General features: G+C 65.7%; 23 protein-coding genes. 9 read left to right on the plus strand and 14 right to left on the minus strand.

Translation table 11 applies throughout. The features are described from left to right. Window positions 1-173 precede the first annotated feature (173 nt). A complete protein-coding gene (locus NA4_RS15435) occupies window positions 174-1,793 on the plus strand; it encodes a TnsB C-terminal domain-containing protein (RefSeq protein WP_067470323.1) in 1,620 nt (539 codons plus the stop codon). Continuing rightward, complete coding sequence (locus NA4_RS15440) at window positions 1,790-2,521, plus strand: hypothetical protein (RefSeq protein ID WP_067470324.1); 732 nt, start codon at window positions 1,790-1,792, stop codon at window positions 2,519-2,521. The genes NA4_RS15435 and NA4_RS15440 overlap by 4 nt, the downstream gene beginning before the upstream one ends. Window positions 2,522-2,562: 41 nt before the next feature. Here the strand turns inward: NA4_RS15440 and NA4_RS15445 are convergent, their stop codons facing one another. After that, window positions 2,563-2,967, minus strand: coding sequence for a hypothetical protein (locus tag NA4_RS15445; RefSeq protein ID WP_157129030.1), 405 nt, complete (start codon window positions 2,965-2,967; stop codon window positions 2,563-2,565). A gap of 266 nt (window positions 2,968-3,233) precedes the next feature. Between NA4_RS15445 and NA4_RS15450 the strand changes: the two genes are divergently transcribed. The 5 genes from NA4_RS15450 to NA4_RS15470 all read left to right on the plus strand — a co-directional run bounded on the left by NA4_RS15450 (window position 3,234) and on the right by NA4_RS15470 (window position 7,348). Further along, a complete protein-coding gene (locus NA4_RS15450; RefSeq protein ID WP_218022301.1) occupies window positions 3,234-4,157 on the plus strand; it encodes a recombinase family protein in 924 nt (307 codons plus the stop codon). Window positions 4,158-4,292: 135 nt separating this feature from the next. Then, window positions 4,293-4,661 (plus strand): hypothetical protein, encoded by a 369-nt coding sequence (locus NA4_RS15455; RefSeq protein WP_067470325.1) that lies wholly within the window; start codon window positions 4,293-4,295, stop codon window positions 4,659-4,661. 299 nt (window positions 4,662-4,960) lie between these two features. Beyond that, window positions 4,961-5,539, plus strand: coding sequence for a recombinase family protein (locus NA4_RS15460; protein WP_067470326.1), 579 nt, complete (start codon window positions 4,961-4,963; stop codon window positions 5,537-5,539). A 694-nt stretch (window positions 5,540-6,233) separates the two neighbouring features. Next, on the plus strand, window positions 6,234-6,629 hold the full coding sequence (locus NA4_RS15465) for a hypothetical protein (RefSeq protein WP_067470327.1): 396 nt from the start codon (window positions 6,234-6,236) through the stop codon (window positions 6,627-6,629). A 2-nt stretch (window positions 6,630-6,631) separates the two neighbouring features. Continuing rightward, on the plus strand, window positions 6,632-7,348 hold the full coding sequence (locus tag NA4_RS15470; protein ID WP_067470328.1) for an AbiTii domain-containing protein: 717 nt from the start codon (window positions 6,632-6,634) through the stop codon (window positions 7,346-7,348). Window positions 7,349-7,715: 367 nt separating this feature from the next. On the opposite strand, the gene NA4_RS42605 is transcribed toward NA4_RS15470, so the two are convergent. The 6 genes from NA4_RS42605 to NA4_RS15500 form a co-directional block, all read right to left on the minus strand. After that, window positions 7,716-9,299, minus strand: coding sequence for a 3'-5' exonuclease (locus NA4_RS42605; RefSeq protein WP_067470329.1), 1,584 nt, complete (start codon window positions 9,297-9,299; stop codon window positions 7,716-7,718). Between the two features lie 213 nt (window positions 9,300-9,512). Further along, complete coding sequence (locus NA4_RS15480) at window positions 9,513-10,748, minus strand: hypothetical protein (protein ID WP_218022302.1); 1,236 nt, start codon at window positions 10,746-10,748, stop codon at window positions 9,513-9,515. A 45-nt stretch (window positions 10,749-10,793) separates the two neighbouring features. After that, a complete protein-coding gene (locus NA4_RS15485) occupies window positions 10,794-11,768 on the minus strand; it encodes a hypothetical protein (RefSeq protein ID WP_157129031.1) in 975 nt (324 codons plus the stop codon). A gap of 29 nt (window positions 11,769-11,797) precedes the next feature. After that, entirely contained in the window at window positions 11,798-12,265 is a 468-nt protein-coding gene (locus tag NA4_RS15490) for a hypothetical protein (RefSeq protein WP_067470331.1), read from the minus strand. Window positions 12,266-13,134: 869 nt separating this feature from the next. Then, complete coding sequence (locus NA4_RS15495; RefSeq protein WP_067470332.1) at window positions 13,135-15,504, minus strand: NlpC/P60 family protein; 2,370 nt, start codon at window positions 15,502-15,504, stop codon at window positions 13,135-13,137. Window positions 15,505-16,264: 760 nt separating this feature from the next. Beyond that, window positions 16,265-18,667: a tetratricopeptide repeat protein gene (locus NA4_RS15500; protein ID WP_067470333.1), complete on the minus strand. Its 2,403-nt coding sequence runs from the start codon at window positions 18,665-18,667 to the stop codon at window positions 16,265-16,267. Between the two features lie 190 nt (window positions 18,668-18,857). On the opposite strand from NA4_RS15500, the gene NA4_RS15505 reads away from it, so the two are divergent. Continuing rightward, window positions 18,858-19,052 carry a hypothetical protein gene (locus NA4_RS15505; RefSeq protein WP_067470334.1) on the plus strand — a complete coding sequence of 65 codons (195 nt, stop codon included), beginning with the start codon at window positions 18,858-18,860 and terminating at the stop codon, window positions 19,050-19,052. Between the two features lie 194 nt (window positions 19,053-19,246). Here the strand turns inward: NA4_RS15505 and NA4_RS15510 are convergent, their stop codons facing one another. The 3 genes from NA4_RS15510 to NA4_RS15525 all read right to left on the minus strand — a co-directional run bounded on the left by NA4_RS15510 (window position 19,247) and on the right by NA4_RS15525 (window position 22,185). Next, window positions 19,247-20,167, minus strand: coding sequence for a replication protein RepA (locus tag NA4_RS15510; protein WP_067470335.1), 921 nt, complete (start codon window positions 20,165-20,167; stop codon window positions 19,247-19,249). A gap of 954 nt (window positions 20,168-21,121) precedes the next feature. Then, window positions 21,122-21,880 (minus strand): DnaE2-dependent mutagenesis accessory factor ImuA', encoded by a 759-nt coding sequence (gene imuA' / locus NA4_RS15520; protein ID WP_067470337.1) that lies wholly within the window; start codon window positions 21,878-21,880, stop codon window positions 21,122-21,124. 41 nt (window positions 21,881-21,921) lie between these two features. Next, entirely contained in the window at window positions 21,922-22,185 is a 264-nt protein-coding gene (locus NA4_RS15525; RefSeq protein WP_157129033.1) for a hypothetical protein, read from the minus strand. 64 nt (window positions 22,186-22,249) lie between these two features. Between NA4_RS15525 and NA4_RS15530 the strand changes: the two genes are divergently transcribed. After that, window positions 22,250-22,777, plus strand: a complete 528-nt coding sequence (locus NA4_RS15530) for a hypothetical protein (protein WP_067470339.1) — start codon at window positions 22,250-22,252, stop codon at window positions 22,775-22,777. Window positions 22,778-23,292: 515 nt separating this feature from the next. On the opposite strand, the gene NA4_RS15540 is transcribed toward NA4_RS15530, so the two are convergent. The 4 genes from NA4_RS15540 to NA4_RS15555 are packed head-to-tail and all read right to left on the minus strand — an operon-like array spanning window position 23,293 to window position 25,060. Beyond that, the gene (locus tag NA4_RS15540) at window positions 23,293-23,601 is read right to left on the minus strand and encodes a hypothetical protein (RefSeq protein ID WP_067470341.1); all 309 of its coding nucleotides are present in this window, start codon (window positions 23,599-23,601) and stop codon (window positions 23,293-23,295) included. A 3-nt stretch (window positions 23,602-23,604) separates the two neighbouring features. After that, complete coding sequence (locus NA4_RS15545) at window positions 23,605-24,138, minus strand: hypothetical protein (protein ID WP_067470342.1); 534 nt, start codon at window positions 24,136-24,138, stop codon at window positions 23,605-23,607. A gap of 46 nt (window positions 24,139-24,184) precedes the next feature. Further along, window positions 24,185-24,388 (minus strand): hypothetical protein, encoded by a 204-nt coding sequence (locus NA4_RS15550; protein WP_067470343.1) that lies wholly within the window; start codon window positions 24,386-24,388, stop codon window positions 24,185-24,187. Window positions 24,389-24,400: 12 nt separating this feature from the next. Beyond that, window positions 24,401-25,060: a hypothetical protein gene (locus NA4_RS15555; RefSeq protein WP_157129035.1), complete on the minus strand. Its 660-nt coding sequence runs from the start codon at window positions 25,058-25,060 to the stop codon at window positions 24,401-24,403. Window positions 25,061-25,071: the final 11 nt, after the last annotated feature.

The following is a 25,071-nucleotide window of genomic DNA, read 5'->3' on the forward strand; positions in this document are numbered from 1 at the left end:
GGGTCGGCGGCCGGGTGGGACAAGGGGCAACTATCGATGTTCGGAGTTCTGTTCAGCGCTGACCTGGGAATATCGGTGCGGCTGAACAGGACTGGCGGTCATCGGCGTGTCTCGAACTCCTCGGCAGTACCGTTCATTCAGCTCGTACTCGTCTTCAGCACGGGGGTAGCGGGATGACAGGGAACGCATCGTTGCCCGAACGCGGTGTTCTGACCGCCGACGAAACGCGATGGCAGACCGCGGTGGCGCGGGCGAAGGTCATCGGCCCACTGGCGGAATCGGATCGGGTGAGCGTCGCGGCCGCCGACCAGGCCGCTGACAAGCTCGGTGTGACCCAACGGCAGGTATACGCGCTGGTCGCGCGCTGGCGTGCGGGCGAGGGGCTGGCGTCGGACTTGTTGCCGCGCCGCTCATCTGGCGGCCGCGGCCGGGCCCGGCTGCCCGACGAGGTCGAGGAGATCGTCCGCAAGGTTCTGCGGACGCGGTATCTGAGCAGGCAAAAGCGGTCCGTGGCCGTGATCCTGCGCGAGATCGGCCGCGAATGCCGGATGGCCGGACTCACCCCGCCGTCACGGTCGACGGTCATGCGCCGGATCCGCCGGTTGGACCCGGTCAAGGCCACCGCCGCCCGCCAAGGTGCCGACGCGGCCCGCGCGCGGCGCGCGGCCGGCGGTGCCACCCCACCGGTGGAAGGACTGCTCGAGCGGGTCCAGATCGACCACACCCCCGCTGATGTCATCGTGGTCGACGACGTGCATCGGCTGCCGATCGGGCGCCCGTATGTGACCGCGGCGATCGACGAGGCCACACGATGCGTGCCGGGATTGGTGATCACCCTGGACGCGCCGTCGGCGACCTCGGTAGGACTGTGCTTGGCACACATGGCGATCGACAAACGCCCCTGGCTGGAACGCCTCAAGGTCGAGGCGGCGTGGCCGATGAGCGGGAAGCCGGTGCAGCTGTATGTGGACAACGCCACCGAGTTCAAGAGCGAGGCCCTACGCCGAGGCTGTGACCAGCACGGTATCGAGGTCGGCTATCGGCCGCTGGGGCAGCCGCATTTCGGTGGGGTGATCGAGCGGCTGATCGGCACCATGATGACGATGGTGCACGAGCTGCCCGGCACCACCTTCTCCAACGTGCAGGAACGCGGCCGCTACGACAGCGACGCGAAAGCCGTTCTGACTTTGACCGAATTGCAGCGGTGGATGACGCTGGCGGTCGCCTGCTACCACGGCGAACCGCACGAGGGCCTGGGCGGGCGGACTCCGGCGGGGGTGTGGGCGGAGCGGGCCGCCGCGGCGGGCACGCCGGCGGCGGTGACCAACGAGACCGCGTTCCTGGTCGATTTCCTGCCGGTGATCCGCCGCAGCCTTACCCGCACCGGGTTCACCGTCGACCACGTGCAGTACTACGCGGATGTGTTGCGCCCGTTGATCGCCCAGCGCGAGCACCTGGCCCGGTTCGTGCTGCGCCGCGATCCTCGCGACATCTCCCGCATCTGGGCGTTGCACCCCGAGACCGGTGAATACCTGGAGGTGCCGTATCGCACCTGGTCGAGACCGGCGATCAGCGTGTGGGAGCACAGCGCCGCGGTGGCGCGCCTGCGTGAGCAGGGTCGCGCCGAGATCGACGAGAACGCCCTGTTCTCGATGGTCGAGCAGATGCGCACGATCACCGACACCGCGACCGCCGCCAGCCGCAAGGCTCGACGTAACACCCAGCGCCACACCAAGGTTCGGGCGCGACGCCTCACCCCACCCGAACCGCCGCCGACCCCGCCGGCGCGGTGAAATTGCCGGGACGGCGGGTGCACGCGGGCGTGTGGTTCCGGCTGCTGCGCACCCTGCTCGACGAGCTGAGCCTGTCGGCCGCCGCGGTGCGCAAAGACTCTGCCCGCACCCTGGCCCAGGTGTGGGAGATCGCCGAACTGCGCCCGCGCGCCGGGATCCGCATATGGCAGCCCTACGAACGGCTGGCATGGCCCCAACAAGAAGACCTGCTCATCGCGGCCGCCGTCGCGCTGGACCTGGCCGCCCACCGGCGCCTGCGTCCACAGGGAACCCTCGCCGGGCTGCTGGTCCCGCCGGGTGCCGAGCCGGTCTATCCCGGAGACCCGCCGGCGATCCCCAGAAGGCCGCAGGCCCGGGTGCGGTTTCCCGCAGCGCGGCATCTGCGCCGACCCGAGGAGTTCGCGGCGGTGGTCACCGAGCTCGAGCACGCCGTGCGCAACGATCCCGACACCGCCCGCCAGGTCCTGGCGTTCCTGACCGGCCGCGATCCCAGCCCGGCCAACCACGCCCGCACCCGGGAAATGCTGATCCGGACCGTGGGCATGCCCCCGGGATTCGTGCGCACCCGCGCCGAAACCGAAGCCGTGCTGACCCTCTACGGCCACCATCGCGACGAGGTCGCCGCCGTGCTCACCGAATACGCCCAGGAGGCAGGGCTTCGCGACACAGCCGCCGAGCTGTACACCCCAGACGACGTGACGCAGCTGCGTGCTCGGCTGGATCTGTGACCGCCCATCAGCGCGGCCCGGCGCGGTGGCGGGCAGCCGGGCTATCCAACGATGGCGCGGATGCGCTCGATTTTCTGTTCGGCGGTCAGCCCGGCCTCGTCATCGATGCGGATCGAGGCCAGGGTGGCGCGAACGAGCTCGGGGCGGCCGGGATCGAGGATGGTGTCGACCACCCGCGCCAAAGGACTGTTGTCCTTGCGATAGACCCAGACTTCCTGCCACTGGCGCGGTTCGGGGTTGGTTTCGGGAACGAGTACCTCGGTGGGGAAGTAGCCGAGCCGGTGCTCCTCGAGGGCATCGGCGATCTCACCGAGCACCCACTTGCCGAGCTTGCCCCTGCCGATGCAGTCACGCAGCTCTTTGAGCGTCGCGACGGTGAGACCGCCTTCGGCGTCGCAGCGCGCTTCGATCGGCGTCATTCCGTTGTCGATGGCCGCTGTGGTCATACGTGCCCTCATCTCGATCTTGTGCCATCCGAGGGCACACACGTTGTTGAGACCAGACTAGCATTATCTATTGCGGTCAGCGGTGAATATTTTATCTCGATGCTGCCCGAATAAGATGCGCAACCGCGATGCGAGCGCACGCAGTGTTTCACGGGTGATCACCTATGAAACAGTCGACGGCGCGACGCGCATCCAGGACATTCGGTGTTTCATAGGATGTTGCAAATGTCCGTCGCTGCGAAACACACCTATGAAACACTTTCCGGGTGAGTGACGACGATTTCCTCCGCGTGGAGGCCCACGACTGCCCGATGTCGAGCTGCGCCGCCCCGGCCGGGTCGCCGTGCCGGACCGGCAAGGGCAAGGTCGCCATCCAGTACCACACCGCACGGTTCCGCCTCGTGCCCGCGCTCGCGAAAGCGCTCACCGTCGCCACCCCGGCGCTGCGCAAACCGGGATCGACGTGGGCCGAGCTGCCGCGCCCGGCCGCCGCGGTCACCGAATCGGGCGGGCACGTGCGCATCGGCTACGCCCGCGCCTCCACCGTGCGCCAATCCCTGGACACCCAACTCGATTCCCTGCGCGCGGCCGGGATCGGGCGGATCTTCTCCGAGAAGATTTCCACCCGGGCCCTCACCCGCCCCGAGCTCGATCGCGCCGTCGCGCTGGCGCGCGAGATCCGCGCCTCCGGCGCCGCGGTAACCCTGGTCGTGCACGAACACAAACGCCTCGGGCGCGGCATCGAACTCGCCGCCCTGGCCGAACAGCTCAAGGCCGCCGGCATCGGCCTGGAATTCCTCACCGGGGAACTCCAGGGTTCCCACGACCCGTCCGGAGTGGTGTTCACCGTGCTGGCCGCCTTGTCGGGGATGGAACGTGAGTATGTCCGCGACCGCACCCTCGAAGGCCACGAATCCGCCCGCCAGCGCGGTAAATCCATCGGCGGCGCCGCCGTGGCAGACGAGGCGATGCTCACCATGGCGCTGCATCTGCGCGAGAACAACCACAGCCTGCGCGACATCGCCGCACGCCTGGTGATCACCAAAGGCAAGAAGAAGGGCCAGCACCCCTCACCGGCGACGGTGATGCGGCTGCTGCGTGAGCACGACCAAAGCGCGCCAGCCAACGCGGAGCCCGAGAGATCTCGTGCGGAGTCGGCGTCAGCGTCGCCGTCATCCACGGCGAAGTGACCCCCCTTCAAACTGCGCGCCACCGAGAAGATCGAGCGCCCCGCACCGGATCTCGCCGAATACGACGCGCTGCTTCCATCCAGCGCGCAGACGAAGACGCCACGGCGACCAGAGAGCGCGCTCATACTCGCTCGTATGAGTGCGTTCGAGGATGCTCTGCGTCGGCTTAGCGATGTCGAAGAGTCGCGGAGCGAGCACGCCAGAGAGATCGCTCTCGCAGGGCGAGAGTTCGCCGCGTTGATGAAAAAGCACCATGTTTCGACGAACTTCCGTCACGCGCACGCAGGACGGACCGAGCAGTACTGGTTCTGGAAAACCGGGCTGGGGCATAGCGCCCGCGGCATCACCTCAGGTGGCGAGGTAGCCGAGTTCTGGTTGCATGAATACGGCGAATCAGGCCGACAGTGGCTCCTCAAGACGGAGCCTCCGTCCTGGTGGGACTTCGATGAGATGGCGAGAGTTGCTCAACTTTTCCTCGACGGAGGTGACCCCAGCCGCCCATAAAGCAGTGGAGCACAGCCTCGATCCGCACTGCCCTGAGCGCAGAGGCGTTGGTGTCGATGCCGCCCGATCTTTCCCCCGCCGCGCGCCGACGACCGCCTCGACCGCGCCCGCGGCGTTCTGTGGTGTAAACGCGCACGTTGACGTGCGGTTGAACAGGACTTCGAACATCGCTGAAGTCGACTTCGAACACTGACAGTCACAGCGCACTCGCAGGACCGGGTGTTCGGAAACCCGTTCGGAAATAGGTACTCTCACACCTGGTTCTCGAACGCGTTTCCTGAACAGTCGGAGGGGTTGTCATGGCGTTGGTTGGTCTGGTCCGGGTGTCCACGAGTCGACAGGAGACCGCGCGCCAGCACGACGACCTCGACCCGATCTGTGTGAAGGTGTTCGAGGAGAAGGTCAGCGGCAAGCTGAAGGTCGCTGACCGGCCGGGCCTGCAGGCCGCGCTGGACTACATGCGGCCCGGCGACATGCTCACCGTCCAAGAAGCCGATCGACTCGGCCGCAACCTCCTGGAAGGGCTGATCGTCCTCAACGACCTGTTCCAGCAAGGCGTGGCGGTGAAGATCCTGCACGGGATCGCCGCGGGCGAGCACACCGAGCGCAGCCTCATCCTCGACCTGGCCCTCGCCCTGGCCGAGGACCGGCGCCGCGACATCGTCCGCAAGACCCGCGACGGACTCGACGCCGCCGCCCGCCGTGGCCGCAAAGGCGGACGACCCACCGTCATCGACGACGACAAACGCCGCGCCATCCTCGCCCGCCGCGCCGAAGGCCAATCCCTGCGCGAGATCGCCCGCGGCGTCGGGGTCAGCCTCGCCGTCGTGCATGGTGAGGTGAAAGCAGCCGACTATCGCGCAGCCGAGATGTCGTAGGCGTCTCCTGATCCGCAGAAGGCGCGGAAAGTCGTCCCGCATATCGACCGACCAACACGAGAGCCGCTGGAGATCGACACGGTCCATGGTGGTGGAGTCGCCTATGTTCCTCAGTGGTCTCTCATCCGCCGAGCAACCATTTCAGCAGTTCGATTCCGCCGACCACGCTGCCCAGAAAACCACCGATCATCCCGAATACATTCCACGCTTTCCGGGTCCACCGCCAAAGCTGCTTCCGCACCGAACTCGCTACCGGTGGCGTCGATTCGGGGTTGTCGGAAGGTGCAGGTACCTCACTCGTATTCACAGCGCGGGAAGCTAGAACATGAGGGCGCAACCGCTGATCCGTCGAGGACCACGGGCATTCTGAACAGGGGCTATGCGACATGGCTGGGCTCCGCACGTGTGATCTGTGGATTGCCCGGCCCAGAGCCAGCAGCACGACGAAATACTCTGCGCCATCGGACGGGACGGGACCCCACAGGGTTCTTTGCCCGGCCCGCGGCCAGCGGCTGATCGACTACTCGTTGCCGAGGATACCGCGCGGATCGTCGAATGCACTTGTCCACAGAGCACGTGATCGCCTATGGACCTGAGAACCACAGTTCCTCAAGGTTCACGTGGGGCCGTGTGTGTCGGCCGGCGGTGGGATGCTTGTCCGGATTCGGTGCACGCCGGATGAACGGGTCTGGTCGTGCGTCTGTTCGTCAGCCTCGCCTGGCCGGTGGGGTGGTGCTTCACCTTCATGAGAGGAACGGCGATCAGTACCAACAATTTCCATATCAGCGATGTGAGCATGAACGGCTCCAACGTCGCGTTCGGCAGCAGCGGGGCGGTGAACCAGACCCTGAACACGACCGCGGCGACAAACCGTGGCCAGCTGATGCAGGATCTCAGCAGAGCCGGGCTGTCTCCAGCACAGATCGAGGCGCTCTCGGATGCACTCGATCAGGATGGCGAGGTAGAGGACGCGCCGGGGCCGGAGGTCCAGTCCTGGCTCGATGAGGTCCGCCAGCAGGTGACCTCGACCGTTGTGACGACGGTGTGGGCGTTGGTCACCGCGCATCTGGGTCTTCCGGCGGCGAACTGACGATGGCTTTGACGCTGCTGGAGACGGTGATCGAGGAAGCACAGGGCGCGGGACCGGTTCCGGTCCTGCTGCGCCGACTGAAGGTTCTCGCGACGCGCACCGGAGCACGGGACACGCTGCTGCCGTGGGTGAACAGCGAATTGGTCGGCTACCGACCCGATCATGACGTACTGCCGTCCTACCGGGGACCGTTCCCGACTGCCCCGCTGGGCAACTACATCGGTATGGGTGGAACGACATTGACCGACCACGCCGTAGCCAGGACCGGCTTCGATGAGTCGCTGGCGGAAGTCTTTTTCAACCAGTCGTTCCTCGCTTCCGTCGCCGAGCTGGAAGTCGCGGCTGGACGGAAGACGACTTATTTCTCCTGGCCGGGCGAGGTGGTCGGTTACTACAACTCGCTGATCTCGCAGGGCAAGGCTGGAGTCGCGTCACACTTCGCGTGCCTCGGGGTGAAGTACAGCTTCTCGCAGGCAGTTTTCGTGGGAATCCTGGACCAGGTCCGCAACATCGCGTTGGATCTCGCACTGGAGTTGGAGGAGGTCGCGCCCCAGGCCGGTGAACCCGGCGCGGGGGATGTGGTCAACACTGAGGCCCGCGAGCTGATCCAGCAGCATTTCCATATCGAGGGCATGGTCGTGTCGGGATCCAACATCACCTTCGGCGGCGAGGGCTCGATAATGCAGGGAATACAGGAGTTTAAGCCCGTCCCGGAGTAGCCCGCCAACCCGCATCCGGGATCTATCGGGAGCGCCCGCGGTCGGGTGGCTCCCGATAATCGCGGGCGAGGACGTCCCGTTCGAGTCCGGCGGGCACGGAGGTGTTTCCCGAGCCCGCTCGGACGGAGCCCGCGTTCTAGCCAAGAGCCACCGGTTCCGCTCGCTTATCGGCGGTCAGAAATCGCACAAGCGTTCGAGTTCTGGGTAGGGTTACGCGGACTTCGCTTCGACAGGAACCGGCGTCCGGAGGAGTGCCGACACCGACCCGATTCCGACGGGCCCAGCTCGTCGGCGATCTCGCGATAGAGGGCCGGGGCGGTATTTCCCGATCACCGCTGATCATGCGGCGTGGCGCGGGCGTGTCGATTCAGGGTGCTGTCATCCGTAGCAAGTGCTGACGGGTCTGCTGCACATCACACAGCGCCCGATGGCCGCCTTCGTTGGGCAGCCATCGCCGGGAGCGGGCGTGGTCGGATCGGGGGACCATGACGTCGGCCCAATGGCTGGCGTGGGCCAGGCGGGTGCGGCGAATGCCGTGGCGGGTGCAGTCGGAGGTGATCACAGACCGGTCGTACTCGGCGTTGTAGGCGAGAACGATGCGGTCCTTCGTGATGCGCAGCAGCCGCTTGTACACCGTGGGCCAGTCCGGAACACCGTCGGCGGTGACCTCGGTGTCGGTGATGCCATGCACGGCAAAGGCTCCCGGCTCGATCGGAACGCCCGGGCCGGGGTTGACCAGGGTGTTCAGCAACGTCTTGCCGGTGGCGGCGTCGATCACCGCGATCTCGCACACCGCCCCGTACAGATCGGTGGTCTCGGTGTCGAGGATGACCGCGGCGCCGGGTTCGAGCATGCGGCGCGCGAACCGGATCGCCGCGCCGGCAGCGGAGTGCAACTGCATGCCGTAGCGGTACTTGCGCAGGACCGGGTTCTGCTCGATCGCGGCTTCGACATCGGCCTTGGTCGGGCCGCCGACGATGCGTTCCCAGTCGATCTCCCACACGTCCGGGCCAGGAACCCACCAGCCCCACATCTCGATACCGTGCTCGGCACCGAACCATCCCAGGAACGCGCGGATCGCTTTCGCCCGTGACACCACGCGCCCACCGACCAACTCCAGCAGGGGCGACTTCTCCCCCTTCGGGGTCGCCCGCACCTGTTCCCAATCGACGTCGGGCAGATCCAGCAACGCGAGAACATCACCAGTGCGATACAGCGGCACCGATACGGTGCGGTATCGGCCGACTTCTTTGTCATGGTGCGTTTTCGGTTTCACCCATCCGGCTTCGACGGCAATGTCGAAGTGCCGGCGCACGACATCAAGCAGCTCGGCGGCGGCGTCGGCGGTAACGAGCCGGTCCTGGCGGATCCGCTCGTCGAGTTCCTCTTCCGCGGCCAGGGCGTCGATGTCCTCGCGGCGGTAGCGGCCGAACCGGCCTTTCTGGATCTGACGCTCCGCCACCACCGCGGCGAGCTCACGCCAATCCCACCCCAACCGTCTGCAGGCCTCCTCCTCGGTGACTGAGGACGCGGTCCAGGCCTCGCGGGCGGTGATCACTGCCTCGACCTCCTCGGCGGTGACCATGTCAACCTGGGCTGGCGCGAACAGCTCGTACTCTCCCCCGCCGCGGGGCTGGTACACGTCGACGACCTCGAGGTGCCCGGCCTCGGCAAGCGCATGGATGTCGCTGTGCTGCACTGGCCGACCGATACGGTGTGTGAGGCGATCAGCGCAGCGAGCCGACCCGATCGGATGCTCAGCACCGAAACGCTCGACGATCTGCGGCACCAGGCCACGAATGTCCGCGACCTGCTCGGGCAGCCAGCCCCGCATGTGGCCGGGCTTGGGCAGCATTCCGGCTGCGTCGGCCTTCTCGAACTGCCACCGTGCCAACCCGACCTCGTCGGCGAGCACGAGCGGACCGTAGTGGGTTCGGACGCTGGCAGTCATCGACGAAGTCTCCTCAGATCACAACGCCTGCAAGGGATTCAGCAGAATAGTCCCACTCCCCACCGACAAGAAGGGCTCCAACACGCGGGGGCAGAGTGTGACCGATTGCTCGGCCGCGCTCCGATGAGCGAGGCCGCGTGGGAGACTTCTGCGCCTGGCGGCAGTAGCGACGGTGTCGTGATTCACGGATAAACCAGCGTTCCATTTCCTGGCTTAGTTGTCACTGAGCGCCCGCCCGGCATCACGCTTGGTTGTGAGGGCTTGATCGTCGAGGACGCGGTTGGTCAGCTCGATGCTGGAAAGGTAGAGCCAGAAGATCCAGTCCAGGTAGTAGTCCTCATAATCTCGTTGCTGTTTGATCCTGGCGTCACCGTGTCGGATGTGAAATCCGTTCGCGATCTCGAACAGGGCACCGCTGTCTTTCTTCGTCATCACCTCGGCGAGGACGTTGTAGCGGCGCTCCTCCAGTACGCGGCTAAGCATCGCGAGTGCGGCCTGTTTCTGCTGCCGTCCAGCGCCGCGGGCCCGGAACATGGCGACTGCCTGGAGGACTTCATCGGCGGCTGGTTCGCGGCCGCCGCGGGAGGCGAGTTCGTCCAGTAGGTCGGTGCGGCCGAGATCGGTTGCTGTGACCAGGCGTCCGACATCCTCTCCTTCTTCGGCCAGACGGAGATCCAGGTCGCTACGATCGAGGATCTTGTTCACTCGCCATCGGTAGATCGCTTTGCCGGTTCCGATATGGAAGTCGGTGTAGTGGGTGCACGCCTCGCCGAATTCGTAGTGGCTGTTCTCCACGCGCCTCGGGCGGGCGATGTTGTCGTGCAGCATCTCGATGAGCCTGAAGAACAGTTCCGGGTCAGCAGTCAGTTCGTCCGGGTCAAGCGGCCACGCTGGCGGTTCCGTCAACTTCAACTCGCGGACGATCATCCACTCGGGTCCGGGCTCTCGCCTGGCCGAATCACAGTTCACCCCGAAGCGTTTATCGAAGTATCCGGTTTGATCGAGGTCACGGGTGAGATCAGCGATCTCACGGGCCACGTCATTGATGGTCAACGCCGAAGCTTCGCCGGCCGGAGTGTTGCGCTCGCCGTAATACGGTCGCCGTGGCGGAGGATCTTCGTGCAGCTGGGTTCCGTGGTTGAGCAGTTCGCGCAGGAACTTTTGTTGCGGGGACAGCGAGCGGGCGGGTACAGCCTTTCCAGCCTTGATCGCGGGGAGGTCCTGGAAGCGGGGGGCCTCTTGAACTTGAGGCAGCTTCTGGAACTCGGCGAGCGGTCCGTCGATGAATCCACGGACGAACGCATGCTCCAATAGCAACTCGCAGGACGTGTTCCAGTCCTGGTAGCTCTGCTCTGCGCGTACGTTGAGAAGTCGGGCCGATTCCTCGGCGAACAGCCCTCGCGGCCACACAAGCTGGTAACCAGGCTCGGACAGGCTGTGCTGATCCACTTCGCCATTATTCGACCCGACCCACCGCCACAACGAATCGCCTGGTCAGGAGCTCTCGTGGCTGTGTGCCCGCCGATTGCAGGTGGGGCATGGAGCCGCGGCCTCGGCGCCGGCCTGGATCACCGTGATCATCCCGCCTGGGTGCGGGCTACCGCATGTGCTGCACGGATCTCCTGGCGTCGGATCACCGGGTCCAGATGTTGTTGGCTCGAAGTCATTCGGCGGATCGGCGGGGATTTCCCGTATCGCCGCGACCAGTCGGCCCATCGGGTTGGTCACCCCGGGATGGTTGCATTGCTGCTCGAGGTGGTGCCCGAGCTGCGTGGGTGACCAGCCGGTTCGCAGGTGTCGGTCGACTCGTGCTGCGTGCTGGCGGATGACCTGCTCGGTCACCGGCTTCTGCAGGCGCAGCTGGCGCAGCAGTCGCGCGCCGACGGTCTCGATCTCCACGGTCGCCGACGAGCTCGCTCTGGCTGTCTGTTTGATGTTCTCCTTCCTGGTCTTCTTCTTCAGCCGATAGCCCGTCGTAGGTTCAGCCAATGTTGGATTACCGGATCCTGGCTCGGGAACGTGGGTGGGCAACAGAGTGGGTGCCGTGGCGGTGGCGACGTCTGTGATGCAGTAGGCGGTCGCACCGAGCGTGCCGTCGGGTCGGCGTTCTCGGCGCCGTTCGAGGTAGCCGTAGTGCTCCAGTTCGGCCAGGCCGGACCGGACGGCCTCGCGGCCTTCAGTGCCGGCGCGCACGATGGACTCGATCGTCACGGTGAACCCTTCGGTGTGGGTGGACAGCCAGCCGAAGATGCCCTTCGCCTTGAACGACACCCGCGTGTCTCGGAACAGTGCGTTGCTGACTTGGGTGAAAGGCGCTGTTGCCATGGCGCCGCGGCGAACTCCCGTCTCCCGGGTAGCGGTCTGTGCGCTGTCGTGCGACGGCGGAGCGCTGCTGCGCTGACCGCGGGTGCGGCGCGCTGAGTGGTGGGTAGTCGAGTCAGCGGGCGTGCCGTCGATGGGGCTCGTCATGTTGTGGCCCTACTGGTTCGGCGCGCCTGTCACTTCCTCTCCCCTGGTCCGGTGTCGGTTTCGAGGAGCTCGGTGAGCGTGCGGGCGATTGCTGCGGTCGTGCGGCGCATCCGTCGCAGGTTGCGCTGGACCACGGTGTGCTTGCGGAATACCACTGCGTTGATCGCTACCACGATGCCCACGGTGGCCGGGACTCCGCTGGCCAGATCGGCGCGGTCGATGGTGACGAGGTAGCCCAGGAAGCCGAAGCACGCCAGGGTCAATCCGAACATCAGCCACGCGGCGGCGCGGTCCATCGTCGCTTCGGGCGCGACGGGCTCCCCTACCGTGGGACGAGGCTGTGGCATTGCGGTGCTCGCCGGGTCGCCGGCATCGTCCAGTACGGTGCTCGTCGCCGAGGACGCCGCGACCGCGGTGGATGGCTTGTCGAGTTCGGGGTTGCGGAGGCCTGGCACCAGCTGGGTGCTGGCGCCGGTATGGCCGTGGTGGTTCAGCACTGCAGGTTGACTCCTCTTGTTCGGAGGCCGCGTGGCGGCTCCTTGAAGAAAGTCCGTGTCCGGTCGGAGGCACCGGCCGAACACGGACTCACGCATATCTGGAATGTGACCCACGCCGTGAGGCGTGTTTCTTCGTGGATCGGACGGGAGGTGTATCGAGCGGCAACTCGATACACCTCATCCCCTCCGGTGGAGCGGACGCGTTGATCTTAGGCACATAAAACGCTTCAGGACCAGCCGGAGTTGAACAAAAAATCTTCACCATTCCGACGCAATAGCGCGTTGTTCATCGACGGTAATGCACTTGGTCCATATCGGGTCCAATTGGACGCCAAAGTCCTATCCAGATAACAAAATAGGAACGCTGTGATCCCGCGCCGCGATAGGCTCACGGAACGCCGAGCTAGGCGCTCTACCTGCGATGACGACTCCTGGACGGCCAGTTGGACCAGGCGTCGGATGGGTGTTGAACGGCCGGGATTGGGTTGTTTGGACAGCGGGATCATGGTTGACTGTCGCTTGAGCGGCGGCCGGAGATTTCCGATCCTCCGCTCCCCCGGGACTCCACGCAATGGAATGTGACCATGGATTCGGGGTGAATTCCGGTGGGCCTTCGTCGGCAAGCGATGGCCCACCCCTCAGCACCAGGAATTAGATTTTGTCGAGCAGTACACCGAGATATGGGCGAGCGCGGGTTCCGTGAAACGGAATACCGCAGCTCGATATTTGACGTGAATTGATAGGTTGCCCGATTGTCGGACGATCTATTCGGCAAGGCTGAAAATGAGATATGCCCTGCAGTCCTGGGCACGTCGACGTCCTCGACCTCTTCCTGGGTCGAGGACGTCGACATGTGGGACCGCTGGCGCTCAGTCCCGGCGGCGCCAGCGCCGCACGGACCACGCTGGAAGCACGGTCTTCGATGCCAACGTTGTCGGTTGCAGCAGAGAGCTTTTCGGTATTGGGGCGGTCTCTACGTCGTGTTGCGACGACCAGGAGGCGGCCGGCTGCATGGCAACCGTCGGCGGGGCCGTGGGAATGACGGGTTGCTGTTGGCGCATCGACCGAGTCAGCAGCTCGTGGACGCTGACCTGCTTGCCTTCGGCAGAGCGATCTCGGCGGCGAGTTCGGTTGCGCCACAGTCGGCGCGGTTTTGTCGTCGACGGGGCGGCCACCGGGTACTGCTCCTTGGTTTCCGGTCCGGTGAGCCGAGGTGTCGTCTTTGGTCCTGGTCTACTTGCCGGGCGGGATCCTCGCGGCAGCCGTGACGTGCCCGTCGGCGGCTGCCACGCAACGCCGGGGCGTGCGAGCGGATGCAGCCAGTGATCCGGGAAGAAATTAGGAGCCGGGCGGTGATCAGGAAGAAAGAAACGAAGGGCGGCGTACTTCACCTCCGTTTCCAACGGCACCAGCCGCACCTGCCCCAGGACCGTCAGCATTAGGCCGTCCCCGGCATAGAGGCCGGCGACACCGCACGGAGGGATGATGATGTCGCCGGGCTCGATGTCTTCGGGACCGATCGGCTCACCCGCAAACGATAGGTCGTCGGCGTCGGATGGGATCAGCACGCCAGCCTGGCAGTAGGCCCATCGCGCCAGATGCAGCCAACTGAACTCGCTACCGAAGCTGCGGCCGGTCATGGTCAGCGCCGCCGCCAGCGCCAGTCGGCTGGCTGTCTTCTTCGGTGCGGGTTTCAGTGGCGTTATCAGCATGACCTCCGTGAGGTCGAACCGGTCCGCGGAGTGTGCCAGCCCTTGGATAGTGTTCGCGCGCGCTGTGGGGAATCGAGTGCCGAGCACGTCGAAGTACAGGTCGGCGTAACCGGTTTCGGTACTCGCATGGGACCTGGTGCTCACGTGGGGCTGAGGGTGTGTGACTTTGGCTCGAGGCTGGAACTTCCAGTTCTGGTGCAGGATCACCACGGCGCTGATCGACCCCCAAATCGCCCTGATGCGGCGTGATCTCCGCTGGTGGCGGGGCAGACGATGCCGAGTCGGTTTGGTCGCGCGCCGAACTTCGCGGCGAACTTCGGCGAGTCGGCGAGCGGGCCGGGCCGCCGGATCCGACAGTGACTCGATGGTCGTGCCGAGCAGGTGCAGCAGGACCACGACCACCGTGAGGCCGATGCAGACAACGCCGGCGACCGGCAGCCCCTCCCCGAGCTGGATCAGCGTGACAGCGAGACCGAAAAGGGCACCGATCACCGCGCACTCGGCCAACCCACACAGCCTGCGGTAGCGGTCGCCGACATGACAGAGTCGGGAGAAGTCAACGGTCGCATACCATTGCGCGGCCAGGAGCAGCATTGCGAGGCCGATGGCCGGTCCTGCCGCCGCCGGTGGCTCGCCGAGCAGCCCGACTACGAAGACCGCTATGGGCACCGTCACCGACACCGCGATCACTCCACGTGTGGTCCAGGGCTTGGACCACGTGTCACCGGTACCCGGACGCGACCCGACTCTGAGCACCAGGGCGCCGACAGTCGTCGTCATGACCACGCCGGCGGTGAGAAGCACCCAGGGCAGTCTGGCCGCGGCCGAGACCGCGTGTACGGGCACCGCGAGCAAGTCCACCATCAGGGCGACGACCAGCGCTGACGCCATCACGGTGAACAGGCTCGACAGCCACTTGCCGCCGCCATGCGCGGACGCCGGTGCCGGGTCCATCCTGGTTTCGGTGACCCGCTGCGGCGAGCTGAAGCGTGGCAAAAGAACAGTCTTCGCCAGAGCGAGCTCGTCACGGCTGGCATGCGCCAGAAGGCAATCGGCGTCGGTGCAGATGCCGGTAACCGGTCGGGGAAGCTGGAGAAACGGCAGATCGCTGCCCGGCACGAGGGAGTCCGGCAGCTCGCTGGGCGCATTGCTGGTAGTCGTCGGTGGGATCAGGGCGTGGGCGAGCCCGGCCGGATCCGTGAACGCTGCGGGCGGTGCGGACTCCTTGCGTTTGATGTCTTTCCACGTCTGCACCGCGAACGGGACGTGCTCGTATCCGCACGCCTTCAAGTAGGCCTCGACGCGCTCGGCCGAGTCCGGGAACCCTGTGTACGTAGGGCTCGCATAGTTGTAGGCAGTGCTGCGTTTGATGACTCCGCCGGTGTCGTCGGCGACCTGAGCCCCGGACTTGCCCGACGTCTTCAGCGCATGGCGTAGTAGGCCACGGAATGCATCCTTTTCGAGTTTGAGTTCTTCTGCGACGGCGGCGGACGCCCCGGCTGCCACCGTCGATACCGCGGTGCTCACTTCGTCGCAGGAGGGCGCTCGAAGCTGCCCGGCCCCGGGTGTAGGTCACAACCGTGCGGCTCGGCACCGCAGTGGCACACAGGCGTCGCGGCGGTGCGGACGAACACAGGACTGGTCACGCTCAAAACTCCTCGTCAACAGGGGCATGTCGCTCACGAGTGCCTGGAGCGCGCCCTGCGGATCCCCGTCAACCGCCGCCTACTCGCATCCCGCGGCTGGTCCATGCCGACGGGCGAGCTCCGTGTGCCTCACGAACTCCCACGCCAGTTGGGTGCAGCCCAAAATCAGGGACTTCACAGCACTTCACGCGCCCCTCTGGCCACTATCTGGCTACCTGTGCGCGACCCTCGCTGCACCCGAGGGCTCCACGATTCTTCCACCCACATACCCGTCACTGCTACCCCAAAACGGACCAAAACAACCGGCCTGCAATGAAATACGGATCCAGCCCCCGGACACGCCCGATCCAACGCACTGAGCTGCGGCATTGGACGCCTCCTCTGGTGTCCAATCCCGTCCAGATTGCACATCCAAACGGACGTTTCTGGCCCGAAAATCGCCATTTGAAAATGGCTCCCACAAAGCGGCTCGAATTCTCACCCAAGCGACTGATTGGCTAGCTCGTAAAGCGTTGCCCGGCGGGCGCTCCGGCTTAACCATCCGCAACAACGTCAGGCCCTAGCGGCAAGGGCAGTACCGTCATCGGCCCCGGCCTCCCGTAGAGGAAGACCGCCGCTCGGTCATCTACGGCGGTTCCCAATTAGGTTTCGGCTTCGCCGGTGTCGCCCCGCTCTCGCAGCAGAAGCTGCAGTTTGAACATTGCGCGCATGTGGCCAGCGTCGGCCGCACGCCGCAACCAGGCTTCGGCTTCTCCGGTACGACCACGCTCACGCAGCAGAAGCGCAAGATTGTGCATGGAGTCCAGGTCGCCAGCGCTGGCGGCACGGCGATACCAGGTTTCGGCTTCGCCAGTGTCACCACGGCCAGCCAGGAGGAACCCCAGGTTGTACATCGCGTCCAGGTGGCCGGCGTCGGCGGCACGGCGATACCAGGTTTCGGCTTCACCGGTGTCACCACGGCTGGCCAGCAAAAGTCCCAGGTTGTACATGGCACCCACGTGGCCGGTGGCCGCCGCATGCCGCCACCGAGCTTCGGCCTCCTCGGTATCACCACGCTCACGCAGCAGTGTCCCGAGATTGTTCATAGCTTCTGGATCGCCGGTGTCGGCGCCACGTCGCCACCAGATTTCGGCTTCACCGATGTCACCACGCTCACGCAGCAGGAGACCGAGGTTGTACATGGCGTCCAAGTCACCAGCGTCGGCGGCACGCCGCCACCAGATTTCGGCTTCACTGGTGTCGCTACGCTCGTACAGCAGAGTCGCGAGATTGTTCATGCTGACCGGATAGCCGGCGACCGCCGCATGGCGCCACCAGGTTTCGGCTTCCTCGGTGTCGCCGCGACCGGACAGCAGAAGCCCCAGGCTGTAGATGGCACGCGTGCTGCCGGCGTCGGCGGCACGCCGCCACCAGACTTCCGCTTCCTCGGTGTCGCCGCGACCGGACAGCAGGAGACCGAGGTTGTAGATGGCGTCCAAGTCACCAGCGTCGGCGGCACGCCGCCACCAGATTTCGGCTTCACCGATGTCACCACGACCGGACAGCAGGACACCCAGGTTATGCATGGCCTCCGAGTCGCCGCCGTCGGCGGAGTTACGCCACAGGGTCTCGGCCTCCGTAGGCCGACCGCGAAGGTAAGCCGTGAACCCAACGGCACGCAGGACTCGGGGTTCAGCGTCCTCAGTAGCGCTGTGCCAGAAGTCGTCCGTAACTGGACGGGGCGGGTGGTCTTGCCCGTCGTCGGCGGCTACCAGGTAATCGAAGGGCCGATAGGCACGAGATCGGTCTGAGAGTCGCTCAACGCTCAACGCCGCGACGCGCCCCACTTCCATGGATGGAGCGCGCGCGACTGCGATAGCGGTGTGCACGGCGGCAGGGTCGACGTCGAGGTCGGCTCGCTGGTCTTCGATGCTGGTCAGAGCCAGCGTGCCCAGGATGGCTTCCGGAATCGGGTCAGGGCGGCCGATACGGGTCCAGTCGATGGCTACTTCGAGAACAGCACGCAGGATCGGGTCGGTGTTGCGGGCGGTGTCGTAGCGGCGCAGGAGTTCTGGAGCACCAGCCAGGACTTCGGCTAGTCCGTATCGGTCGAGGTTCAACGATGGATAGGCTGCGGCAGCAGCTGCGTGCTCTACGGGATCGAGGCTGGTCGGGAAAAGCTCAACCTGGAACGCCTGCTCCAGCACGGTGCGGGTGTCGTGGGTGAGTTCACCGGTATCGCGCCGCAGCAGTTCGAGCGCCTCGCTGCGTAGTGTGGCTGCTACGACGGTTCGCGCAGGCCGGGCGGCCAGATGTGTGAGTAGTGCGGGGGTGATTGGGTGATCAGTCGTTAGGAAGTCCTGCAGGTTCTCCAGCCAGATGACTACTGGCTCGGTGCTGGCGACGAATTCGGGGTGGTCTGGGACTCGGTGTAGCGCCCCGCGGGCCGGAACTATGACACGGGCCTGTGGTAGTTCGCGGCGGAGGGCCTCGAACAGAGTGCGGGTCTTGCCAGCTTTCGACGGTCCGGTAACCACGACCATCCGATGACTCGCAAGCCCCGCAGCCACCCGTTTGTCCACATCCCTCGCGGTACGGGGCACGTACTCGTCTTGTCCGGTGCCGGAATTGCCCCACTGACCGAATCGGGTTGGTGTCGCGCCCAGCTGGTAGGGATCCAGCTGGTCCGCATGTGGTAGCTCACCATCATCGGCGAGCTGTTCCACCAAGCCTGCCCATGCCGGCCTTGAGTCGGTGTCGATATCGATGTCGGCGGACTCCGTAGCTGCGCGGCGTAGCTGCGACCACTCTTCACGGGTGCGGCGGTCGAGCACCGCCCGTTCTGGCAGTCGCCCAGCTCGTCGCAGCAAGAACACCAGTACCTGCTCTAGCTGAGCTTCGATGCGTGGAACCGTCCGCCGCTTGGTCTTGTCTTTCGGGAACCAACTTCTGAGCGTGCCCTCGGGCACGTTGGCTTCGCGGGAGATCACTTGCACCGACGGGGATCTCGCGGCCTGGCGCAGGGCATCGAGCTTGGCGAAGAACTGCTCTCGCGGTCCAGACATAGCGACTACGCCGCCCTGTCCACGCGTGAGTCACCGCGAGTCACCGCGACTCGACAGAAATCGCACGCTCGAAAACCCGTGCCTGACATGCGCATTCACGCACGATATCCGCTCCTGGGAACTTTCGGAGCCTGGATGGGAGCGCTGTGCTGGGATCCGACCCCTATAACACCTCCCAGAAGGCAAACCCATGCACGACCCAATCCTCAAGGCCCTGCTTCTCACCATCGCCGTGCTGTTCGGCATCATCATTGGAATTGTCACCGGTCTGCTCGCCCACGCCCGTGGCGCCCATCTCGCCGCCGCGATCCGCGAAGGAGGCGTCGGCTTCGCTGGCACCGTCACCCTCACCGTTCTCTTGCTCGCCCACCTCGGCACCTTGTGAAACAGGCGCGGCACTGCCCCTCGGCTCGGCCTAGACCGGGGCCGAGGATGGTGCGCGGCCGCCGCTATCAGCTCCCCCGAGCGGGAAAGGAGTCCGAGGCATGCTGGCTTCCGGCTCGTCGAGCACCAGCAGCTCCGCCACATCGAGCGGGCGCAGCAGGTCTGGTTGGCGCAACTCGAATCGACCGGCACGGTTCACCGTGTGCTGCTGCGCTCCAAGGCCCGGATTCCTTTGAACCGGACGTGGGTCAGGCTGGGTTTCAGCATCACTCCGGTGTCGAGGATGTCGACGCGCGCATCGCGGTAGACCGCGAGGACCTGCTGGAGGTGACGCTCGAAGTCGCGCTTGAACTGGCTTCTGCCTTGCTTGGTGTCCTTGAGGTTCGATCCGAACTGCAGTCGCAGCAGATCCCATGAGATGACAGTGGGCCGCTGCAGGTAGCTCATGCGGTGGGTGAGCCAGGCGTAGATGTCCAGGCGCATCGGCGATCTGCGCAGAACCCGCAGCGCGCCGAGGTCCATCGGCACCGGCCGGGATGTGACCTCTTCGAAGAACTCGTAGCTGAGCCGCACGGTGGAGGGCATCAGTGACGGCTGATCGGCGGAATCCTTTGCCCACCACAGGTCGTAGCTGGACGCGACGGATAGTTTGGCGCCGGCCTGATGGTCGGGGTCACCGTCGTCGATCCGTACCGACAGCGTCGACTGGAACAGCCGCTCCATCTGGCGGCGTAGCCGGGTGATCGTGCCCGTCTTTCCGCCGGTGGGGGTCAGTTCGAGCTTGCGCATGAAGTCGGTCAGCGACGCTCCGAGCACGAGTTCCGGGCTCTTGGTTCGCACGGCCTCGGTGGACAGCCACGTCAAAAGTAGTCGCGGCACGGTGCCGTATGGGTATCCGAGGCTTTTCGCGTTGCCGGCGGCGTCGATGAGCATGCCTGGCTGCACGGTCAACGTCAGGGCGCCGTTGCGGCGGTACCACACCGGAATATCGCCGGGATCCTGGTACGGCAGGGAGGTCTGGGAGAACAGCTTGGCGAGGTAGCCGATCTCCTGTTCTTCCGCGGTCCAGAGCTCAGCCACCGCGCGGGCTTGCTCCAGGTTGCGGGCCGACGACATGGCGGTAAGCATTCCACGGCCCTCGGCCCGCCGCGACCGCCTCACCGGGCGTGTCCTCCTTCATCAACAACAGCTCCCCCTCGTCCCCCAACTCACGCATAAACGGCCGACCATGCTGGTTGGACGATCACCCCCTGGCCTGGATTCATGGCGTCCAGATGGACTGTTGAACGGCGGCGGCCTGGGTTTAGTCCTTGTCAACAGGCCTGGTCGTGTTCGTCCCTTGTACGCATAAACGGCCGACCGTGTCCGCGGCATGAGGTTCGGACCCGTCGCCTCACGCATAAACGGCCGACCGTCCTGGTCGAGGCGGCACCTGTGGATAACTCGGCCGCTGACCGTGGTTATCCACGCATAAACGGCCGACCGAGCGAGGTGCAAAGAGCCAGGACGCTGCGCATAAACGGCCGACCGTCACGCATAAACGGCCGACCCATACATCAGATTTCCGCAGGTCAAAGCAGGAATCGCCGGATCCCCTGTAGTTGCTCCTGTTTTGTGAATCCTGTAGTAGGCTGCTGCGAGCTGTGGACGAACGCCCATCCCCCGGCAGTCCCAGCCCAACAGGACCGGACAGTCGTAGCTGCGGCAATAGGTTTCGTTGCTCATTCTCGGCGCTGTCAGCGGCTCATTCGGGTTGAACAGCGTCCCAAGGCACCCACTGACGCAGAGCGACGCCAGTGAGACCATTCCGCGTCATCAGCTGAAACTCGACCTCGAGGAACCAGGCTGGGGCGGTGCCCACATTCATCCGTGCCCATCGGTAGGCGCGGGCAGGGATCCATTCCTCGCCCAGGCGCAGGTCAAGGGCGAATGCCTTCTCTCCGAGCGTGACTGGCATGACACGTTCGGTCTCTCTGACCGGCAGCACCCATGCCCGTCGCGGATCGACACGGACCCGACGCGGCGGCGTCAGTGTTCTAATAGTCGCTTGCCGATCCCCAGTCATCGCGCTCACCCGGTCCGCGCGATCGACGTCGGCACCGCGCTGGTGGTCGAAGCCTGGCGGGTCCAGCTGCACCGTTGGGCGGCGGCACCATCGAGCTGGACACGGGTGGTGCGCGGCCGCCGGGCGGCGCGGCCGGAAACCTGGATGTCGAACGTCATGGACCGCAACCGTCCGCGCCCGGCGCCCAGGCCGCTGTATTCGGCGAGCTCACACTGGATTTCGAGATCCGGGCGCGCCCAACCCGGGCCAGTGACAACAAGAACGCCATCGTGGCTACGGAGGCGGGCGAGCACGGCACGCATCCTGTTCGGCGGCGCGACGCCATCGACGTCCAGGACGACGACGTCAACACCGTCGAGCAGCACCGCGGCGACCGTGAGCGGGTCCTCGCCTTTGAGATCGGGGATGTGAGCGAGCTTGGTGAGGTCACCGTTCATCTCGGTGAAGGCCAATAACCCCAGCTGCGGCTGACCAACGACCGCGACCCATTCGCCGGCCGCGGTGACAGCGGCGAGCAGGCCGACCAGCGGGGTCCGGCGGCCGGTACAGGCGACTACGCCGCCGCGTGGCAGCCCGCCCTCTGGTAGCGCCTCACCGAGCCCGCCGGCCACCGGGATCACCGCAGTAGACGACATGGCGGACAGCGGCGGCGGTTCGGTGGCGCCGATGCGGCCAGGAATGGCGGCCATGCGGGCGCGCAGTTCGGCGAGCTGCTGGTCTCGGGGAAGACCAGTCAGCGCCACCACGCCCGCGTCATCGAACACATGTTCGAGTATTGCATACCGATCGGTCCGTGAGTGGTTGGTCAGCCCTCCCAGTAATGCCTGGGATCCCGCAGCGTCTTGATCACCTCGCACGGCCACCGGGTACCGCAGTCCCCGCAGGCGCTGTCATGCCCATCGACCGGCATGTGCTTGTCGAGCATCCGCTCCTCGGCGTCGAGGTGCGCCAAGTACATGCGGTCATGACGCTTACGCTCTCTGTGCTCGGCGATCAACGCGCGGATCTCCGCATGAACCTGCTGCGTCTGCTCGTCGAATCGGCGGCCCGATGGACTGCTGCTGGTCATGATCGCCAAACGTAGATCACAAGTGCCCCACCCAGACTCGGGTTGGCGGTATAGCCTCTGCGACATGCTGGATCCGGGGGATGTCGATGCGCTCCAAGTGGCGCGCGAGCAGCTGCGCATCGCGATGGTCGCTGACACGACCAACAGGTCGATCGAATTCCGGGTGCAGTTGGGCCTGCTCGCCGCACAGGTGGCGCTCGCTGAGCGCTTGCCGCTTTCCGACACCGCGGCGCGGCGTGGCATGAAGTTGGAGGACGACGAGTTCGTGTGGAGTGACGTGCTTGTCGCACGCTTCCTGAAGAACACGAGTCCGACTGGCCTCAAATTGATCCGGCTCCTGGCCGCTGAAGGCGGGGCAGCGACACCGGCCCGAGTCAAGGAGATCACCGGCTACAAGAGCCTGGCCGCGATCACGTCCGCACTGCGGGCGGCCGCCATGGACACGACACCACACAGGGCGCCGCCGCCGAGCCTGGTTGAGGTACGCCGCACCCGCGATCAGAAAAATCCGACCGTGCTGGAGTACCGCCTCGCCAAAGGCACCTTGCCATGGGTCATGCAGGCGCTGGAACGTCTCGACGACAACGACTGAGGGGACATCTCGCGCACCGCGCCCTCACTTACGCAGCACAACATATAACTTGCTCAGCTGATCCGTGCGTGTTCACCGTGAATGAAACGTCGTCGGCGGGAACCGGACCGGATAGACGCCGATCCGTCGACCGATCTGCTCGACCTGGCCAGCTGCCGCGGCTGGCTGGCCTCCCGCGCAGAACGAACTAGCACCCGCCATCGCCGCACACGCCGGTCGACCTCGATGACAACACCGGCAGCGGCCGAATCGGATCCGGCGCGGTGGTGGCGCCGCTGGCGCAAGTAACCCCGCTCGCCCCTTCAGCGCGGACCTGCCGGAGAACCCCCGCAGGGTATGCGCTGGCACACCTTTTGCACCCTGCCAACAGCGAAAGCACCTCGAACCAACCCCGGGCACCCTCCTCCACCCGGGGTGGGGGTGGGTGCCCCCGGAGAGGGGTGCCCGGGGGTGGAGGATGGGTACCCCCGGGGCGCAGGGGGGAGGGTGTAGGTGGTCGGACTTGGCGCGCTGGCCTACTGTTCGCGCTCCAGCAGTGCGCGGACTCGCCGCTCGGTGTCGGCTATCTTTTCGGCGGTGAGTTCGCCGTGCTCGGCGTGCAATCGCTCAAGTTCATCGACGAATTCGCGTTCGGCTTCCGCTTCGGCGTACTGGGCGGCGGTCTCGGCCGGGTGCGCCCGCTGCCAGGCGGCCAGGGCTTCGGCCTCCTGACGCAGCAACCGGGACGTGCACGCCTTCGCGATCCACGCCGAGACATCGCCCGCGGCCTCGGCCTGAACCAGCGCGGCCAGCCGGTCGTCGAGAGTGATCGTGAACTCAGCCATGGTTCACCTTCGCATCTTCGGCGAGATGACGCGCGGCGCATGGGGATCTCGGTTGGTGGCGCGCAGCTGGATCCGGCCGGGCGCGGGCCTGCGTGCCTGCACCTGTTCCACGCGCCAGTGGTCGGCCAGATGCGCGGTGTGCGTGGCGACTTCGGCCAGGCCGACGCCGGGCACGGTCTCCAGGTCGATGATTACACCGTCTGCGTCGGCGTGGATCCGCTGAATCCGCGGCGTGCGGATGCGTGGATGCTCGGCGCGATGGCGGCCCTTCCAACGGTCTCGCAGGCTGGGCAGGTCATCGAGCAGGTACAAGCCCAGTTGCCGCGCCAGCCGTCGCCAGGTGCGGCGGATGCGTGCGCAGGTGCGGATGTAGTGGCGGTGCTCGGCGGTCCCGGCTCGCCAGTAGGCCAGACCGAAACCGAGACGAGCAGCGCCGAAAAAGCCGGCGCCGACCAGCAACAACACCACGTAGATCCATACGACAACGGTGATGAACATGGCGGTGAGCGTGACAGCCGGGTTTTCCACCCTGGTCACGGTAAGAATTGCGCCAATGCTGAGATGGTCGACCGGAGGATCGGGATCAGTTGGCGCCAGCGGGGATTGGGGTCCAGCGGGCGCGCTCCTGGTCAGGAATGTTGTGGCAGTGGTGGGGCAGGAAGGTGATCCGGTCGCTGTCTGGAAGTGCGGCTTCGGCGAGGACGATCAGCTTGCTGGTTGCTCGCTCGATGCCGAGCAGGTGGTAGCCGGTCAACCGGACGTGGCTGGCCGCCTGGGCCCATCCCACAGTCTCGTTGCACTAGCCGCAGGTCATCGTTCCCATGCCGACGTCGATAGTCCACTTTCCCTCAGCATGATCGGCATCGGCCGCCTCATCGACGGCGGGATCCCGACGATCCGCGCATTCGACCGAGTTGTTGCCGAGATGATGTCGCCACTGACCGTCCGCCTGGATCATCGGTTGGTGGCAGTTGGGGCAGCTGCTGGCGCCGGTGATCGCGGCGACCTCGTAGCGGACGCCCGGGTTGCAGTGCGCTACACGCAGGTCGACCGCGCACGCCTCGGCGTCGGCGGCGCTGTGAAAGTGGGAGTACCAGGATCGGCGCGCGCCCTGGGCACGTATACGCGTGGCAGCTTCGTATCGCTGTGAGCGTCGGCGCTCAGCCAAGCGGCGATCCTTCTTCGGCCACCGGTCCAACTCGGCATCGCCCTCAGCCTCAATCGCGGAGGCCCACGCGTCGGCGTCGTCAACGATCCAGAGGACGACGTGCGAACCCAGCCGCTCCTCGACCGGTCGCCCGGTGTCGGCGTAGACCTCACACCCCGCCCGATGGAGTGTGCGCACCTCGCGTCGGGGCGCGATGGAGGACCGATGTGCAGTGTTCTCTGGCGCGGCCGGCGCTGACCACTGCCGCACTGTCCCGCTCCCCGGGTTGTGGGTGATCGTGCGCGTGTTCATCGCATCCACTC

Source organism: Nocardia amamiensis NBRC 102102 (genome assembly GCF_001612745.1).
Taxonomy (GTDB): Bacteria; Actinomycetota; Actinomycetes; order Mycobacteriales; family Mycobacteriaceae; genus Nocardia; species Nocardia amamiensis.

What these genes read in the sequence shown, in the direction of transcription:
- NA4_RS15540 (WP_067470341.1), bottom strand. Translation starts at nt 23,601, where the DNA reads ATGGCTGAGTTCACGATCACTCTCGACGACCGGCTGGCCGCGCTGGTT.
- NA4_RS15445 (WP_157129030.1), bottom strand. Translation starts at nt 2,967, where the DNA reads ATGACCACAGCGGCCATCGACAACGGAATGACGCCGATCGAAGCGCGC.
- NA4_RS42605 (WP_067470329.1), bottom strand. Translation starts at nt 9,299, where the DNA reads ATGACTGCCAGCGTCCGAACCCACTACGGTCCGCTCGTGCTCGCCGAC.
- NA4_RS15530 (WP_067470339.1), top strand. Translation starts at nt 22,250, where the DNA reads ATGCTGGATCCGGGGGATGTCGATGCGCTCCAAGTGGCGCGCGAGCAG.
- NA4_RS15510 (WP_067470335.1), bottom strand. Translation starts at nt 20,167, where the DNA reads ATGTCGTCGGCCCGCAACCTGGAGCAAGCCCGCGCGGTGGCTGAGCTC.
- NA4_RS15505 (WP_067470334.1), top strand. Translation starts at nt 18,858, where the DNA reads ATGCACGACCCAATCCTCAAGGCCCTGCTTCTCACCATCGCCGTGCTG.
- NA4_RS15500 (WP_067470333.1), bottom strand. Translation starts at nt 18,667, where the DNA reads ATGTCTGGACCGCGAGAGCAGTTCTTCGCCAAGCTCGATGCCCTGCGC.
- NA4_RS15455 (WP_067470325.1), top strand. Translation starts at nt 4,293, where the DNA reads ATGAGTGCGTTCGAGGATGCTCTGCGTCGGCTTAGCGATGTCGAAGAG.
- NA4_RS15435 (WP_067470323.1), top strand. Translation starts at nt 174, where the DNA reads ATGACAGGGAACGCATCGTTGCCCGAACGCGGTGTTCTGACCGCCGAC.
- NA4_RS15470 (WP_067470328.1), top strand. Translation starts at nt 6,632, where the DNA reads ATGGCTTTGACGCTGCTGGAGACGGTGATCGAGGAAGCACAGGGCGCG.
- NA4_RS15485 (WP_157129031.1), bottom strand. Translation starts at nt 11,768, where the DNA reads ATGACGAGCCCCATCGACGGCACGCCCGCTGACTCGACTACCCACCAC.
- NA4_RS15460 (WP_067470326.1), top strand. Translation starts at nt 4,961, where the DNA reads ATGGCGTTGGTTGGTCTGGTCCGGGTGTCCACGAGTCGACAGGAGACC.
- NA4_RS15525 (WP_157129033.1), bottom strand. Translation starts at nt 22,185, where the DNA reads ATGACCAGCAGCAGTCCATCGGGCCGCCGATTCGACGAGCAGACGCAG.
- NA4_RS15555 (WP_157129035.1), bottom strand. Translation starts at nt 25,060, where the DNA reads ATGAACACGCGCACGATCACCCACAACCCGGGGAGCGGGACAGTGCGG.